This is a genomic window from uncultured Selenomonas sp. (assembly GCA_905372355.1).
GTDB lineage: Bacteria > Bacillota > Negativicutes > Selenomonadales > Selenomonadaceae > Selenomonas.
Genome location: CAJPOT010000008.1, coordinates 1 through 15,516 on the forward strand (window position 1 = coordinate 1; position 15,516 = coordinate 15,516).

At 55.7% G+C, this 15,516-nt stretch carries 14 protein-coding genes and 1 CRISPR repeat array; of the genes, 1 reads left to right on the top strand and 13 read right to left on the bottom strand.

The window, feature by feature from the left end; genetic code table 11:
* Window positions 1–160: 160 nt before the first annotated feature.
* Window positions 161–712, bottom strand: coding sequence for a phosphoribosyltransferase family protein (locus QZ177_RS06525; protein WP_294176162.1), 552 nt, complete (start codon window positions 710–712; stop codon window positions 161–163).
* Window positions 713–899: 187 nt separating this feature from the next.
* Here QZ177_RS06525 and larA point away from each other — a divergent pair, with 187 nt between their 5' ends.
* Window positions 900–2,171, top strand: coding sequence for a nickel-dependent lactate racemase (gene larA, locus QZ177_RS06530; RefSeq protein ID WP_294176164.1), 1,272 nt, complete (start codon window positions 900–902; stop codon window positions 2,169–2,171).
* 60 nt (window positions 2,172–2,231) lie between these two features.
* Here larA and QZ177_RS06535 read toward each other — a convergent pair whose 3' ends face one another.
* From QZ177_RS06535 to QZ177_RS06590, 12 genes are all read right to left on the bottom strand, one after another.
* Complete coding sequence (locus QZ177_RS06535) at window positions 2,232–3,599, bottom strand: FAD-dependent oxidoreductase (RefSeq protein ID WP_294176166.1); 1,368 nt, start codon at window positions 3,597–3,599, stop codon at window positions 2,232–2,234.
* A 95-nt stretch (window positions 3,600–3,694) separates the two neighbouring features.
* Window positions 3,695–4,450, bottom strand: coding sequence for a CRISPR-associated endoribonuclease Cas6 (gene cas6, locus QZ177_RS06540; protein WP_294176168.1), 756 nt, complete (start codon window positions 4,448–4,450; stop codon window positions 3,695–3,697).
* On the bottom strand, window positions 4,447–5,649 hold the full coding sequence (gene csm5 / locus QZ177_RS06545; RefSeq protein WP_294176170.1) for a type III-A CRISPR-associated RAMP protein Csm5: 1,203 nt from the start codon (window positions 5,647–5,649) through the stop codon (window positions 4,447–4,449). The genes cas6 and csm5 overlap by 4 nt, the downstream gene beginning before the upstream one ends.
* Window positions 5,646–6,650 carry a CRISPR-associated protein Csm4 gene (locus QZ177_RS06550; RefSeq protein WP_294176173.1) on the bottom strand — a complete coding sequence of 335 codons (1,005 nt, stop codon included), beginning with the start codon at window positions 6,648–6,650 and terminating at the stop codon, window positions 5,646–5,648. The genes csm5 and QZ177_RS06550 overlap by 4 nt, the downstream gene beginning before the upstream one ends.
* On the bottom strand, window positions 6,647–7,378 hold the full coding sequence (gene csm3, locus QZ177_RS06555; RefSeq protein ID WP_294176175.1) for a type III-A CRISPR-associated RAMP protein Csm3: 732 nt from the start codon (window positions 7,376–7,378) through the stop codon (window positions 6,647–6,649). Before csm3 ends, QZ177_RS06550 begins: the two co-directional genes overlap by 4 nt.
* 2 nt (window positions 7,379–7,380) lie before the next feature.
* Window positions 7,381–7,806, bottom strand: coding sequence for a type III-A CRISPR-associated protein Csm2 (gene csm2, locus QZ177_RS06560; protein ID WP_294176177.1), 426 nt, complete (start codon window positions 7,804–7,806; stop codon window positions 7,381–7,383).
* Entirely contained in the window at window positions 7,799–10,312 is a 2,514-nt protein-coding gene (cas10, locus tag QZ177_RS06565; RefSeq protein WP_294176178.1) for a type III-A CRISPR-associated protein Cas10/Csm1, read from the bottom strand. The genes csm2 and cas10 overlap by 8 nt, the downstream gene beginning before the upstream one ends.
* Before the next feature lie 143 nt (window positions 10,313–10,455).
* Entirely contained in the window at window positions 10,456–10,788 is a 333-nt protein-coding gene (cas2, locus tag QZ177_RS06570) for a CRISPR-associated endonuclease Cas2 (protein ID WP_294176179.1), read from the bottom strand.
* Window positions 10,789–10,797: 9 nt separating this feature from the next.
* The gene (gene cas1 / locus QZ177_RS06575; protein WP_294176180.1) at window positions 10,798–11,793 is read right to left on the bottom strand and encodes a CRISPR-associated endonuclease Cas1; all 996 of its coding nucleotides are present in this window, start codon (window positions 11,791–11,793) and stop codon (window positions 10,798–10,800) included.
* A 218-nt stretch (window positions 11,794–12,011) separates the two neighbouring features.
* Window positions 12,012–12,218, bottom strand: coding sequence for a Txe/YoeB family addiction module toxin (locus QZ177_RS06580; protein ID WP_294176182.1), 207 nt, complete (start codon window positions 12,216–12,218; stop codon window positions 12,012–12,014).
* Between the two features lie 47 nt (window positions 12,219–12,265).
* The gene (locus QZ177_RS06585; protein ID WP_294176184.1) at window positions 12,266–12,532 is read right to left on the bottom strand and encodes a type II toxin-antitoxin system RelB/DinJ family antitoxin; all 267 of its coding nucleotides are present in this window, start codon (window positions 12,530–12,532) and stop codon (window positions 12,266–12,268) included.
* Between the two features lie 102 nt (window positions 12,533–12,634).
* Window positions 12,635–14,428: direct repeats of the CRISPR family, unit length 35 nt; unit sequence GTTTCCGTCCCCTTTCGGGGTTCGTGTTTTGAAAT.
* 195 nt (window positions 14,429–14,623) lie between these two features.
* Window positions 14,624–15,466: an ankyrin repeat domain-containing protein gene (locus tag QZ177_RS06590; RefSeq protein ID WP_294176186.1), complete on the bottom strand. Its 843-nt coding sequence runs from the start codon at window positions 15,464–15,466 to the stop codon at window positions 14,624–14,626.
* Window positions 15,467–15,516: the final 50 nt, after the last annotated feature.

The window sequence follows — 15,516 nt, forward strand, 5'->3', positions numbered from 1 at the left end:
GAACTCGCGACCCCCACCTTGGCAAGGTGGTGCTCTACCACTGAGCTACTTCCGCTTGATTTGCCCGCCGCACACGCACGCGCTGACTGACAGAGTATATTCTAGCGGCTCTCGCCTCGTTTGTCAATACCTTTTCTGATGCTTTTCGCAACTCTCCCATTCACTGCGCATCAAAGAGCGGCAGTGCTTCCAGGAAGATCAAATCTTTCCTCTCTGCCGCTTTGCCCTCCGCCAGCACGCACGCTTCACCGACGATCTTGCCGCCCGCTTTGTCTGCAAGCTCCGTCAGCGCCTTCATCGAGCCGCCCGTCGACACCACATCGTCGAGAAGCAACACATTCTTCCCTGCAATGCGCGCCTTGTCCACGCCGTCGAGGCAGAGCTTCTGCACGCCCTTCGTCGTAATGGAGCGATCCTCGACCCAAATGGCGTCCTCCATGTACGCCTTGACCGACTTGCGCGCGACGACGTAGCGCTTCATACCGAGACAGCGCGCGAGTTCCGCCGCGAGCGGTATGCCCTTCGTCTCTGCCGTCAAAAGGACTTCCGTCTCCTTCGGTACTTTCTCAGCCAAAGCCTTTGCACAAGCATCCGTAAGCTCGACGTCGCCGAGCATGATGAAGCCCGCGATCGCCAGCTCATCCGTCACATTCAAGATCGGCAGTTCCCTGCGGACGCCCGCCACTTCCAAAGTATGAAATCTCTGTGCCATCGTTCAAAAGCCCTCCATCCTTCTCGTATCCTAGCGCAGGGGGCGCACATATCCTGCACTCCTCTGTATCGCCTTCATTATAATGGAATTTTCTCGCAAGCGCAATTCCTTTCATTGCCCAAGCGATTCCCTCTATGATATAATAAGACCTGCTAAGACATAAACAATACAAAAGGAGCGTGGAATAATGCAGTTGAAAATTCCTTACAGCAAGGGCAAGATGACGATCGATGTGCCGGACGAAAACTTCCTCGGCGTACTCGAATCGCACCCCGAGGGCAAGGAACAGCCGGGCACACAGGCGGAAATCGTCGAGCGCGCACTCGACAACGTGATCGGCAGTCCAAAGCTCGAAGAACTCGTCCGTGGCAAGAAGCGCATGGTCATCATCACGAGCGACCACACGCGCCCCGTGCCGAGCCGCGTGACGATGCCGATTCTCCTGCGCCGCATCCGCGAGGCGAACCCCGAGATCGACATCTCGATCCTCATAGCGACGGGCTTCCACCGCGCGACGACGCATGAAGAACTCGTCGATCGCTTCGGCGAGGACATCGTCAAGAACGAAAAGATCATCATCCACGATTCGCAGGATGACGCGGCGATGGCGGATCTCGGCTTCCTGCCGTCGGGCGGCAAGCTGCTCATCAACCGCGCGGCCATCGACACCGATCTGCTCATCGCCGAAGGTTTCATCGAGTCGCACTTCTTCGCAGGCTTCTCGGGCGGCCGCAAGGCGATCCTGCCCGGCATCGCTTCCGCCAAGACGGTCATGGCGAACCACTGCAGCAAGTTCATCAAGAGCGACAAGGCGCGCACGGGCATCCTCGACGGCAACCCCATCCACCGCGACATGCTCCACGCGGCAAAAGAAGCGAAGCTCGCCTTCATTCTGAACGTCGTCATCAATGCGGAGAAGGAAGTCATCGCCGCCTTTGCCGGCGACAGCCAGGAAGCGCACGTCACGGGCTGCGACTACGTGCGCACGCTCGCCGAAATCAAGCGCAACCCGTCCGATATCGTCGTATCGACGAACGGCGGCTATCCGCTCGACCAGAACATCTATCAGGCGGTCAAGGGCATGACGGCGGCCGAGGCGAACTGCAACGAGGGCGGTGTCATCATCATGGTCGCGGCCTGCAACGACGGTCACGGCGGCGAGTCCTTCTACAAGACCTTGAAGGCCGCAAAGACGCCGCGCGAACTGCTCGACCAGATCGAAGCGACGCCGCAGGAAAATACGCTGCCCGACCAGTGGGAGATGCAGATCCTCGCGCGCATCCTCGACCGCTTCACCGTCATCATGGTCACGGATCTCTGCGATCCGCAGATGATTCGCGACATGCACATGGAGCACGCGCTGACCTTCGACGAGGCCTTGAAGCGCGCCTTCGAGATCAAAGGCAAGGACGCAAAAGTCACCGTCATCCCCGACGGCGTTTCCGTCATCGTGCGCTGAAAAGACGCTTGGCAACAAAAAAGGCTGCTTGCGCAGCCTTTTTTGTTGCCTCTTTTTCATTCAAGCGAAAAGATCGTTGAACGCCTCCGTCATCGTCGGGTGCGTGTAAACAGCATCCGCCAGCGTACCCGCCGTGATGCCCGCATCCATGGCGAGCTTTATGATATTGATCATTTCCTGCGACTCCGAGCAAAAGAGATGCGCCCCTAAGATCTTGTCCGTCTTTGCATCGATGACCGCCTTCAACAACCCCGCGGGCTTTCGCAGCACCTGCGCCTTCGGGATAGCGGCAACGGCGAGCTTTCGCACGGCGACCTCGAAGCCTGCGGCTCGCGCTTCCTCCTCCGTCATGCCCACGCGAGAAAGCGGCGGGTCAAGAAACACCGAATAAGGCACGGCGCCGCGGTTCTTCGTCGTGCGTTCGCCCTTGCCGAACAGCGTATCCTTGACGATGCGGAAATCATCGAGCGAGATGTACGTGAACTGCAAACTGCCCGCGACGTCGCCCATCGCCCATATATGCTCTGCCGTCGTCCGCAGTTTCTCATCGACCGCGACCGCACCGCGCTCCGAAAGCTTTACGCCTGCCTTTTCCAACTGCAAAGCGGCAATCTCAGGCCGCCTGCCCGTCGCAACGAGAACGGCGTCCGCCGTGAGCCGACGCTCGCTGCCCGCCGCCTCGACCGTGAGCACAGCAACGCCGTCCTCATCCTTGACGCCGAGCACCTTCGCGCTCTTCACGATGGATATGCCGCGCTCTTCAAGCACTTTCTCCACGCAGGCAACGATTTCCTTGTCCTCACGCGGAATGAATTCCGCCGTATCCTGCACGACCGTGACGTCGGAGCCGAAATTTGCATAGTAGGATGCAAACTCCAAACCGATATAGCCGCCGCCAATGACGACAAGCTTTTCAGGCAGCTTGTCAAGCTCCATCATTCCCTCGCTCGTATAGACATGCGCACTCTCCTTAAGCCCCGGAATCGGCGGCACGAAGGGCGCCGCGCCCGTATTGATGAAGATGCGCCCGGCGCGCACGATTTTTTCTCCCGTCTCCGTCACAATGCGCACCGTATGCGCATCGAGGAAGGAAGCCTCACCGTCGATGACCTCCGCTCCCGCCGCCGTGACCTTCTCGTAATTCTTCTGGCGGAGCATCGCCGTCAGACGCCTCTTTTCAGCGATTGCTGCCCGATAGCGCGCCGCCCTCGCCGCAAAATCGCCGCCCGCCGCAGCAGAAAGCCGCGCACTGTACTCAAGCGACTTCGACGGGATGCAGGCGACATTGATGCAAGTGCCGCCGTAGCGCTCCTTCGAACGCTCGACAAGCGCTACAGACTCGCCGCGCTTTGCCAAAAGCCCCGCCAAAGTCTTGCCCGCTTTGCCGAAGCCAAGGATCAAATTCTGATATTCTCTCATTTCCTGCATGAAAAATCCTCCTTATTCATATATAAAAAGTACGCATAAATGCGCAGAAAAACAGCGCCATGCGCCTCATGACAAGCGAAGAAGAGCCGCGCCCTTCACCTCTCCCACACCTTCGTCTCTACCGCCCCCATGCCGAGTGCCGTCTTGATGCCAATACCGACGAAAGGCGCGAAGGAAAACAACATTCCCAGAATCCGCCGCATGCCGTCCGTGCCAAAAAACCGCACGCGCATCGTGCCGCAAAAGCCACGAATCGTATGCCCTTCGATAGAAAAAGGAACGGAACGAAGCGCGTATTTAGAAAGCTGACAGGCCAGCGCCATCCGCTCCGTCAAATCCTCATCATAGAGATAAATTTCCTTGGCGAAGCGATTCCATCGCATCAAAAGGCTCTGGCAAATCAAGAAGAAATCCGGCAGCATCACATAGCGCCCCTCGCGCTTGAACGAAGTCGGCGTGCAAAAAGAAAGCTCCGCCCCCTTGGGCGCCGCCTCCTGCAAGAAGAACGTATCGGCAATCTCCTCAAAAGAGCTTTCCGCCAACAACCTCCGCTCTCCCAGACGAACCTCATACTCCTTCTGCCGCAGGAATATGCCATCTCCTTGTCGCAAGGCCTCCCCGATCGCCTCGCCGACCTCTTCCTCCACGACGCCGATGCGCCAACGGGCGAAGCCACCCGCCTTGTCCCACGAAACGCTCTGACTGTACGGGCGCATATCCTGTTCGTGCAGCCTCTCTACCAACTCCTTCGGCAGGCGCTCCATCAAAGCGCCGTGCAGCAACGAGCCGAAAGAGCTGACTGCACGCTCTTCCTCGGGCAGAAAGAGTGCCATCTCGAAAAGACGCATCATTGCTGCACCTCCTGCATACGGCAAAGCCCCAAGATCCATACATCGCGATCCTCACGCGCCATCTTCAGCGTGCGCGGCGAGAGCCTTGCATCGAGCAGTCGGTGATCGTGCGCCGGCCTTTTCCTTCTCGCGGCACGATCCCATTCCGTAAACTTCTCATCGAGATACCCTGCAATAAAACGCCGTGCCTCCTCCTCGCTCGGCGCAAGCGCATGGGCGAGCGTCTTGCTGAGAAAACCCGTGCCGCCGCCCAAAAGGCAGTCCGCCTCCTGCGCTTCCTCGAAAAGCGGGCGATACTCCCTGTCAAACGTCCTCTCTTGCAGCCGCAAACCTTCGCGCGTGAAATTGCGCATCATATCGACGATTTCCTCCAACGAAGAAATCCCCAGCGTCCGCAGCATGGAACGATCCACCGTAATAGAAAAGCGCAGCCTGCGTCCTGCGGGCAGGCACTCGCGGAAAAGCGAAATCTTGTTTTCCCCCGCCTCGCCCTGCCGCGTCTTCGTCGTCAAATCGACCTTCTGCAGCACGATCGTTTCGCTCTCCCCTGCGACGCAGACAGCATCACTGACGCGAAGCCCGCGCAAAGCGCTCGTGACGGCATCGCCCGCACGCGTATTCGGCAGCTCCAGCGTATGAAGCGCTGTCTGCTCAAGACGCGCCATCGTCCGATTCCACAACCTTTGTTTTTCATGCAGTGCGCCTCGCGCCCCTGCGATTTCCTGCCAGAACCCGCGAAAACGCTGCGGCTCCTTCCCAATGATGCCATGGAGCAGACCCGTGCGCAGCGCACCCTTGATCGCGCTGCCCGGAATGTACGGCGCACCGTCCGGCAAGGCAATCTGGCAGGAAATATCGTTGAGCGTGTTCCTGCGATCACGCTCTGCGGTCAAGGTCGCGGCACGTGCCTTGCGCGATGCCAAGGAGCGCAGCTCCGCCTCGCTCGTCCCCGTGCCAAGAAGCCATTCCCAAAGGCTTTTCCGTTGGAAATCCCTGCGCTCGACATAGACGGCGAAACTGTCCGTCAAAGAATGCTTCTCCAGAAACGCGATCCACTTCGACTCGTCAAGAAAGTGCACCTCGTGCCGCTTGCGGTCGTACAGATACTCAAACGCCATGAGCTTTTCGCCCGAGCCGATATGCAAAGGAGCGATGCACTCCAATTCATACTCCTTGTGGAAAAGATCGCTCATCTTCATACCGTCACCCCCGCGTAGAGTCCCAAGCCATAGCGCCATACGGCATGACCGTCGCACTCGCCGAGGTCGGCGATCGTGCCTTCGATTCGCTCCGAAAAGCACGAGCCGGCATCGAGAAGATAAACGCTCGCCTTCTTCTTCGCCTCGCCGCGCGGTGCTGTGATGAAGCCGCCGCTTCGTCGCAGGCGATACTGCCCCGTCCGAACGACAGCGAGCGAAGCATCATCCGGCAATACAGAAGAAAGCGTCATCTGCCACGGCGCCCCCTTCGCCTCCAACATGGCAAAGAGCGCTGCATCGTCCGCATATACGCCCGCCTCATCGAGAAAGATGGCGTCCTCCGCCAAGTGAAACTTTCCATAGCCGCTGCTGCGCTTGCCGCCGATTCCTGCGCAGCCGAGCCAAAGCAAAAGCTCCTGCATCCAGTCCGCATCCGCTTCATCCTCTGCATAGACGAGAAGATACAGTCCCGCATCTGCATAAAAATCAAACTGCCCCACATAATACGGCAGCGGCTCCTCGCCACGGCAATTCACGCGCTGGCGCAAAGACGCCGCGCCGAACTCCGCCGCCTCGGCGAAAGGCGCACCGCACTTCGCCGCCTCGACATATTCCTTCATGCGGCTCGCGCGGACGTACTTCAGCCGCTTCTTTTTCTTGCACTCGCTCGTCATGCGGCAAGCCTCGCCATAGCCCTCCGGCTTCTGCGGCAGCCCATTCAGCGCCCGCAGTAAGGGACGCGGCAAAAAGAACTGCATCTCATCCTCCCCGTCCCTATGCCACGGCAAAAGATCGGAAAAAAGCAGCTTCCTCGCCTTGACGAGCGCGGCGAGTCTTTTCAAGCCCGTCCATTCTCCCGCTGCGGCGAGTTCGCTGCAAAGCGCGCTGAAAAAGACGTCCGACGTGTACTCCATGCCCGCCTGCTCCAACCTGCCGCCATGTCCCGCCTGCCCGAAATGCACGGGCGTGTCGAAAGCCAAAGGATAAATTGCATAGCTCACGCCGATCGTCCACCCTTCGCGAGCAGCGCTTCGATGCGACGCAGCTTTTCATCGTCGAGCGCAGGCCTCTCCCCCAAGGAAAAACACGACGCCGAAAAATCACGCAGCGATACGCGCCCGTAACCTCGCGAACCGTGCCCGCCCAGATAGTCCATCTGCAAAAGCTGCAAACCCTGCGCCAGAAGCTCCATGTCCTCCATCAACTCTTCTTCACTCTCGATGTTGTATACGAGACGAAAATCGAACTCCGCCCCCGCAGGCACACGCTCGATCTGGCGCGGATTCGCCCCCGCCGTCAGGCGATCGATGGCGTTCTCCCACTTGATCTCACCGATATACGTATCAAGCTCCATCGCATTGAATCGTGCGAAGGAATCCTCCGTCATGCGAATGTCATAAAACTGCAGCCGCGCTGGCCTGCCGCCCGCACTGCCCTTCGCCGCCGAGCCGAACAGGCGGCAGATCTCCTCCGCATCGTCCTCAATCTTATTGAGAAAATACCCGTCGGCAAAACTCCGTGCCAACAGCGTGCGCACCTTTCCTTTCAAGGAACTGCCCGGCAAAATCGGCTGCTTCGTCAGAGGATCGCGCAAAAAGGGACTGTCCACCGCCCCGATCGGCGCGAAGTCCGATGAAGCCCCGATATGAAGCCCCGTCTCGACGCGAAGCAGCGCCCGCAGATCCAGCTTGCCCTTCAACGCCTTCTGATTCGTTTCCTGCTGCCCCATGCTCAGTCTCTCCCTCCGTAGAACTTATGGTATGCGACGAGCGCCTCCATGAAATGCGCGAACTCCTCGTACTTCTTCATATCCGTGCCGATCGCCTCGATACGCTCCTTCAAGTGCGCCTTTTCCGCGAAATCCCCCACCGTCGCACGATACCTCGCCGCCTGATAAGCAAGCTTGACCTTCAAATACCTGACCTCGGAAGCAAGCGCGCTGTCCAAGATTTCCGCCTGCCCACTTTGCGTGCGGTAGACGGCGACCTTGTTCGTCAGCGCGTTGACCGCCGCCAAAAACTTGCGAATTTGACTCTTCGTCAGTTGGATCTGCTCGCGGCCCTGCCTGTCCGACCTGCGATTCAAAGACTTGACGACAGCCTCCGCTTCTCCTGCGATGTCGCGGACCGCCTCCTGCACCCTTCTCGTTTCAGCCATCTGTCCTCGCTCCCTTTTCCCTTATGCTGTAAATGACGAACTGCAAAGCCGTAGAAAGCTCCTGCCTGTCCTTCGTATTCTTATACCACTCGTAGAGCTGCCTGCGAATCCTCCTATATGCCTCCTGCGACTCAGCTCCCGCTCCGGGATCGAGCCGCGCAAGCACATAGGCGAAACGTGCGAGCTGCACCGACTTTCTGTCCGCCTCCAAGAGATCCAAGAGGCGGTACGCCGCGCTCTTGCCCAATCGCACGAGACCGCCCTCTCTCGCATCGCCAAAAGAAAAATTCTGCCGCAAGAACGCCATCTTCGTGCCGCAAACGCCGTCGATGAAATCATCCCAGCCATAGACCTGCGTACTTTCCTTTGCCGCGCCCGCGCCGCGCTCCTCCGAAATCGTACCGAAGAGAGCCACCGCGTCCTTCTCGGGGCGGCTCTTCGCCAGCGATTCCAGCTCACCCGCCTTGCGCGCCATCGCGGCAACCGGGCACTTGTCCTTGAAAAAGCCGATGCCCGCCGAAAAATGCAGCCGTTCGCTCGTAAATCGCTGAAACGCCCGCCGCAGATCGACAGCAAGCTCCACAACCTCGTCCCATGCACCGAGCAGGAAGATATCATCGCCGCCCGAATAGACGATGTGGATGTCGCGCTCCTTCTTCTTCTCCCTGCCAAAAAGCGAAAACTCCTCCGCCCCGCTCTCATTGACTCCATTGACCTCGCCACGGCACAGCGCGTTGATATAGTGCTTGAAGAAAAGCGACAGCTGGCGCGACAAGACCGCCGTGCGTGTCAACGTCGCATACTTCGCCGGAAAACCCGCGCGAAACGCCGCGCCGAGATTGTCCACGTCGGCACGCAGCACGCCCAAGCGGCGGATGCCCGAGCCATCTGCCGTGCCGCCCGCAAGTTCCGCAAGCTCCGTGAACTCCATGACCCTGCCATCCTTGCGTGCCGTATAATCGCCGAGCCACAGATGCGTCGCCAGACTCTCGCCCGTATACACCTTGTTTTTGACATAAAGACGCTCTGCATCATACGGCAAATTTTCGACGCCCGCCAAAGACTCTGCCGAAAGATACAATTCGCGCCCCAACCCCGGCAAAGGCAACGCTTCCTCATGCTTTGCCACCGAAACGCAAAAAACGTCCTCCTCCAAGATCCGCTGCCCGAAAAGATAGAGATTCGCACACATCGGGCAGGCGTCCGCTCCTTCTTCACCGCGATAAGCCACAAGCTCCGTCGAAGACGTATGGCAAATGCTGCACTCACGCGCCGCATCGAGCAGACGATTGCACGAACTCGCAGGAGAAAAAAGACCAGCAAGCTGCGCTGGAGAATAGCGCGCCTGCTTCTCCGCCTCCAGCATATCGCTCAAACGCTGAAAGACAGCCTGCGTGCCATGCGTTCCTCCCTCCATACCCTCCGAAGATTCCATGCTCCCCGCACGAAACTCCTCACCTGCGCACGCCGTCCATGCCATCGCCAGATAAAGACCGTCGCCGAAGTGCTGCATCATCCAATCATTGATCGCCTCATGATACTTCGCGAGCACCCCCCGCACCTTCTCCGTATTCGGCAGCAAGAGATAGAAATGTCCGCCGCCCGTATAGAGCAGAGCGCTGCGGCTCATCGAACAGGCGGTCAGAATCTCATCGGCAACATTTTCCAGCAAAATCTCCAGATAAAACGAACGTCCGCGCAGACTCTTCAAAGCCCCCTTCGAGGGAATCGCATAGATGAACGACTGGATGCCCGAAATATCTGCTGACACGAGCAAATACATCGGCTCTTTGCGCATCGCGCGCCCGCCTTCACCCGTCGTATGCTCCTTGTAGTCCGTGATGCCATGCGCCTTAAAATACTGCACCATCGAAGCAGCATACGCCGCCGTCAGGCGCACATGGTCATAGAGGGAAATATCCGCCGCCTCGGCACGCGCCGTGCTCGATGGCACATAGCTCAAGATCGCTTCCAACACGCGCAGAAGCTCATTGAGCTGCATATCGCTTGGCGAACGGCGCAGGAAATTCGCCTCCAAATGCTGATAAAGCTCCTGATACTCGGCGACCGACGCCCGCATGTCTGCCTGCTCACGCGGAAACTGCATCCCGCCCGCCTCGGTGAGACCGCGCAAATAAAACGCGCGCCTTCCTCCTTGTGACGACGAACTGCCAAAAAGATTGAACACGCTCTCCAAATTTGCCGTCGCTAAAAAACCGCCGCCGCCCTCCTCCAACGTGCGGCGATCGCTTGCCGCCGCCAGATTGTCCGCCTCATATACGATGTAGCTGATGTCGTCCGCAGCCGCACGAAGAGCGCGCAAATCATCCGCATGATGATGGCGCACCGCACGCAGGATATCCGCATCTTCATCGCGCAAGAAGCGCGCGAGAAACTTCGCCCCCGCCTCCGAATGCGTTTCCTGCGCCGGATTCGCACGCAAAACGAGCTTCCCTATATCATGAAGCAGCGCCGCCCGCTCCACGCGCTCACACAAATCATCCATAGCCTCATCTCCTCTCTTTGCCGAAATCATAAAGACTATATTAGAAAAATTCTGCTTCTAAAGAAAATTTCCTGCTTGCCTTGCCATGCAATCATAGATTTTTCTGCAATTTTTAGGAATCACTGATAAATTCAGCAATTCCTTTAAAAGATAATGACATCTTCGATATGTCGATCCCCCACGCCCCACGAACGAACCGACGTATGATCGGCCAACAAATAGATGCGCAAAGAATCCGTCTCCAAATCAATCAAGCGGCTCGTTTCCTCGACGAGCCGCTCGTACTTTTTCTTGCTCAAAAATGCCTCAAAAGCAGACTTCTGCACACGAATCCCATAGCGTTCGACACACTTGACCATGCGGTTGCGGCGCTTGTTGTCCACGATGTCGTAGATTACAAGCACGATGTAACGGCGCTCGTCAGCAGCGACAAACTCCATCTCCTCGTATTCCAGATCCAGCTCCATGTCTGCCATGCCACCACCTCATCGCAAAAGAATCGGCTCATAGATCTCCGCATTCTGTGCCATCAACGCCTGTGCGTACTGCCCTACCTGCTGCGCAAGGCTGTGGCGGTACGAATGCTTGCCCGGCTTGTACTGATTGACCGTCCGAAGCTTCTTCTCATAGGCGCGCAGGAAGATACCGCGCCCCTCGCGCGTCAAGAATATGCCCTCGCCGTCATCCGCCGGCGCAAAATGCTCGGGCTTGATCTCATGGTGCTGCACGAGAGCGAGCACCATAGAATCGACGAGCACAGCGCGCCACTCCTCCATGAGATCGGACGCCAAAGCAGGGTGACGGTTCTTCAACGCATGAAGAAAGCCAAAGTACGGATGCAGCCCCTCGTTGCTCAAAGCCGTATAGATGTCATACATCAAAAGCGTATAGCCAAGACTCAGCATCGCATTGAACGCATCCAAAGGCGGCCGTCTGCTGCGGCGCGAGAAAGAAAACTCCTCGGGCACGAGCCGCCCCAAAGCGCGGAAATACACCTTCGCGATGACACCCTCGTAGCCCATAAGCTGCTCGCTCGTCTCGCACTGAAAAATATGCTTGCGCAAGGCGAGAATCTCCTCGATGTCTCGACGAACCTCGCCGAGTTCCGCCCGACGATTGTAGCGACGCAAAAGCGTCAGTTGGTTATGCACCTTCGCTGCAATCGCCTTGCGTCCCAGCGCGAGATAAAAGGATGAACCCTTGAGCAAGATCTGCTGCTCCTGCCGAAAGACATGCACATGACGTGTCGATTCAAGACGACCGAAGAATGCCCCTGTGCGCGACAGCCATGTGACAGGGATGCCCAAGCGAAGAAGCTCCACCATTGCCTGTGAGGAAACTTGTACGCGGTCAATCAGAGTCAACCCTTCCAATACCTCCTCGGGAATCTCCATGATGCACTCACGGTTGCGACCGATAACGAAATTCCCACCGCGCTTCTGAACATAAGCTCCCTCTTCCGTGATATAGACAAAACTCATGCTCACACCTCCAAGAACTACCGTCCCCTTTCGGGGTTCATGTTCTGAAATTATATAGTTTTTACCCCATATATGACTGGTCGGCGGAAGACGAGTTTCCGTCCCCTTTCGGGGTTCGTGTTCTGAAATTAGGGATTGGCGGCAAAACTTGCCACAACAGACGCGCGTTTTCGTCCCCCTTTCGGGGTTCGTGTTCTGAAATGCGGCAGCAAAAACTATTACGAATAATGACCTCGGCAAGCAATTACACGCAAGACGTCTTCAACTACATCATAAACAATACGATTCGTGTCATCAATGCGACGACTCCAATAGCCTGACAAAAAGCCGCGCAGAGGTTCTGGCTTGCCAATACCATGAAACGCATCCCTTTGCATATCTTTGACAAGTTCATTGATTCTCTTCAGGGTCTTTCGATCCTGCATCTGTCAATAGAGATAGTCTGCCCAAGCGCGCTCTTCCCACAGAACCTTCATGCATCTGCCTCAATCAACGCATGTTCCTGAAATTTCGCAGTTCCGTTTTTAACGTCAGTAACAATGCTCTCAAGATGAGCGATATTCGCAGAGGAATAGAACGGATCGACGGAAACCTCAAACGGAATTCGCCTTTCTCGACTCATCTTTTTAGCAAAGATCGTGAATGCGGTTGTCATATTCATTCCAAGATCGCGGCAGACAGCTTCCATATTCCGCTTTAATTCAGTGTCCATACGAATATTGACCAATGTTTGCGCCATATAGATCAACCCCTTTGCTGTCAGTTTAGTATAAGCAAAATACACTGTAAAGACAACACATAAACAACAGGCTGTGATTTCATCAATAAGAAATCATAGCCTATTTCCGTCCCCTTTCGGGGTTCGTGTTCTGAAATGCCTCGAATTGCAGCTTAAATATCGCTGAAATTGCTCTCAGTTTCCGTCCCCTTTCGGGGTTCGTGTTCTGAAATTTCCGCACACCTAGGAAGAATCCGCGATTTCTTCTCACCGGTTTCCGTCCCCTTTCGGGGTTCGTGTTTTGAAATTTTTTGGCGGCTTTTTTATACATGCTAGCCTGCATGAGTTTCCGTCCCCTTTCGGGGTTCGTGTTTTGAAATTCGACGTCGACCTCCAACATGGCGCGAAAACTCATGACGCCGTTTCCGTCCCCTTTCGGGGTTCGTGTTTTGAAATCTTTTGAACGAGTGCGCCGAGCGCATGGGGACGACGCGAGTTTCCGTCCCCTTTCGGGGTTCGTGTTTTGAAATAAAAAGTGTTGACCAACAACGTGTTAAAGAGACGTTTCCGTCCCCTTTCGGGGTTCGTGTTTTGAAATACCTTGCACGGCACGCCGACCGTTTCGGCTAGACAAAGCGTTTCCGTCCCCTTTCGGGGTTCGTGTTTTGAAATTCGATACCCGCGCCCGAAAGGCGAATATACGCCTTGTTTCCGTCCCCTTTCGGGGTTCGTGTTTTGAAATTAGACGTAATGGAATATAAAGACTATGCAGGTATGGGTTTCCGTCCCCTTTCGGGGTTCGTGTTTTGAAATGGACGAGGCACGCGAGGCGTTGGAGGAAGCCAACAGCCTGTTTCCGTCCCCTTTCGGGGTTCGTGTTTTGAAATAAGCTCCCGACGGCGACGCTATTCGTTCCTTCGTGATTGAGTTTCCGTCCCCTTTCGGGGTTCGTGTTTTGAAATATTATATAACCTCCCTTATCTGCCCATCGAAGCCCATATCGTTTCCGTCCCCTTTCGGGGTTCGTGTTTTGAAATGACCTACCCTGACGAATGAATCGACGGTGCAAGCGACTGTTTCCGTCCCCTTTCGGGGTTCGTGTTTTGAAATACATGAGCGACAAATTCGATAGATGCAGGTATCGCACCAGTTTCCGTCCCCTTTCGGGGTTCGTGTTTTGAAATAATGAGCTTTTCCCCGACTATGATAGCAATTTTGTTGTGTTTCCGTCCCCTTTCGGGGTTCGTGTTTTGAAATGTATTGCTCCCTGTATCGTTCGCTCGGCCGGTTAAGCGTTTCCGTCCCCTTTCGGGGTTCGTGTTTTGAAATAAACAAGGTCAAGGTTCTTTCCACGATGCGATTCCATAAGTTTCCGTCCCCTTTCGGGGTTCGTGTTTTGAAATTCGCTGCGGTTGCTTTGCAATCATAACCCTGCTACCGAGTTTCCGTCCCCTTTCGGGGTTCGTGTTTTGAAATTGCTCGACATGGACACCGCGGCTTCGAAGCGTTTCAAGCAGTTTCCGTCCCCTTTCGGGGTTCGTGTTTTGAAATGCCGAGAATGTGTTTTTATATGAAATGGAGGAATTTATCGTTTCCGTCCCCTTTCGGGGTTCGTGTTTTGAAATGAGCTGGAAGTGTTCTTGAACGAATAGGAAGGGAGAACGTTTCCGTCCCCTTTCGGGGTTCGTGTTTTGAAATTGTCGCATAAAAGGCGGGTGATAACATGATTACTGCCTGTGTTTCCGTCCCCTTTCGGGGTTCGTGTTTTGAAATTTGTACCTTGAAAACTTAATACGTTGCTCGAACCTACGGTTTCCGTCCCCTTTCGGGGTTCGTGTTTTGAAATTTGATAAGTTGTATGTTCGTCTCGCCAACAAGGCGAGTTTCCGTCCCCTTTCGGGGTTCGTGTTTTGAAATCTCGGCTTGCAAGCCCTGATTTTACGCGGCTTCAAGATGCTGTTTGCGGCGCGGATCGTTTTTTGTTCCTTTCCTGCTGCGACCTCTTGAAAAAATGCGCTTCAATCCTTGTCATTGCTGATGCGGCGGGGATTTCCTCTACAGTATAGCATGAAGCAGGAAAAAGGGCAATGGTTCTACTGCCTTTTCCCAGTATCAATACCGCTGCAAGAGTTGGGCGTTTTCCAAATCGTTGTTCAGCAGGCAGTAGTCAATCGCCGTATGCCCCGACTTGTCTTTCCGATAAGGATCCGCTCCTGCATCGAGAAGAATCTGTAGAAGCTCGTGCCTTGCCTCGGAAGATGTGTAGGTATGAGATACATACATCAACGGCGTCGTGCCATCGTTTGAACGATAGTTGACATCTATCCCTTGTTCGACAAGGTAGCGGCAGATTGCAATACCATCTCTCCCCAATGGCATGGACAAGAGCGCATTGCGCCGATCCATAGCATAGACGTCCTGAATGGAATTGATCGGCGCACCCCAGTTGTGCAGATATTCCATCAACGGAAGATTACCGTTTGCTGCTGCTTGCACGAAATAAGAGTGAACGCGATACTCGCGCGTACTGGTAACATACCCGCGCACATCTGCGCCGCGTTCAAGAAGGAGCTGCATGATCTCATGCCTGCCGTTGTATATCGCGCAGGACAAAGGCGTAGCGGTCTTGAAATTGTAGTAGGCGTTGATGTCAAGACCCTTGTCGAGCATACGCCCTACGGTATCAGCATCGCCCTTTTCAATCGCCACGAAGAGCATCCTCTCATCCGTCGTCGGCTCTCGCTCGATGACGCGATTGTTGATCTCCCCATGCCGAGTCTTCTCCTCCGGCTTTTTTTCTTGTCCTTCCTGTTTCCCGCCTTTGAGGATTGAGCCGAGGACATCGCCGATAATTTTGCCCCATTCGCTCGCTTCCGCTTTTGCTGGGTGGATGACAGCAGGGACACCTGTGAACAGGAAGGCCGCAGCCACAGTCGTGGCGACAAATTTCTTCACAGCATTCGCTCCTTCATTTCGCGGCGGCTTGGTCGCCGCGCATCGCTGGT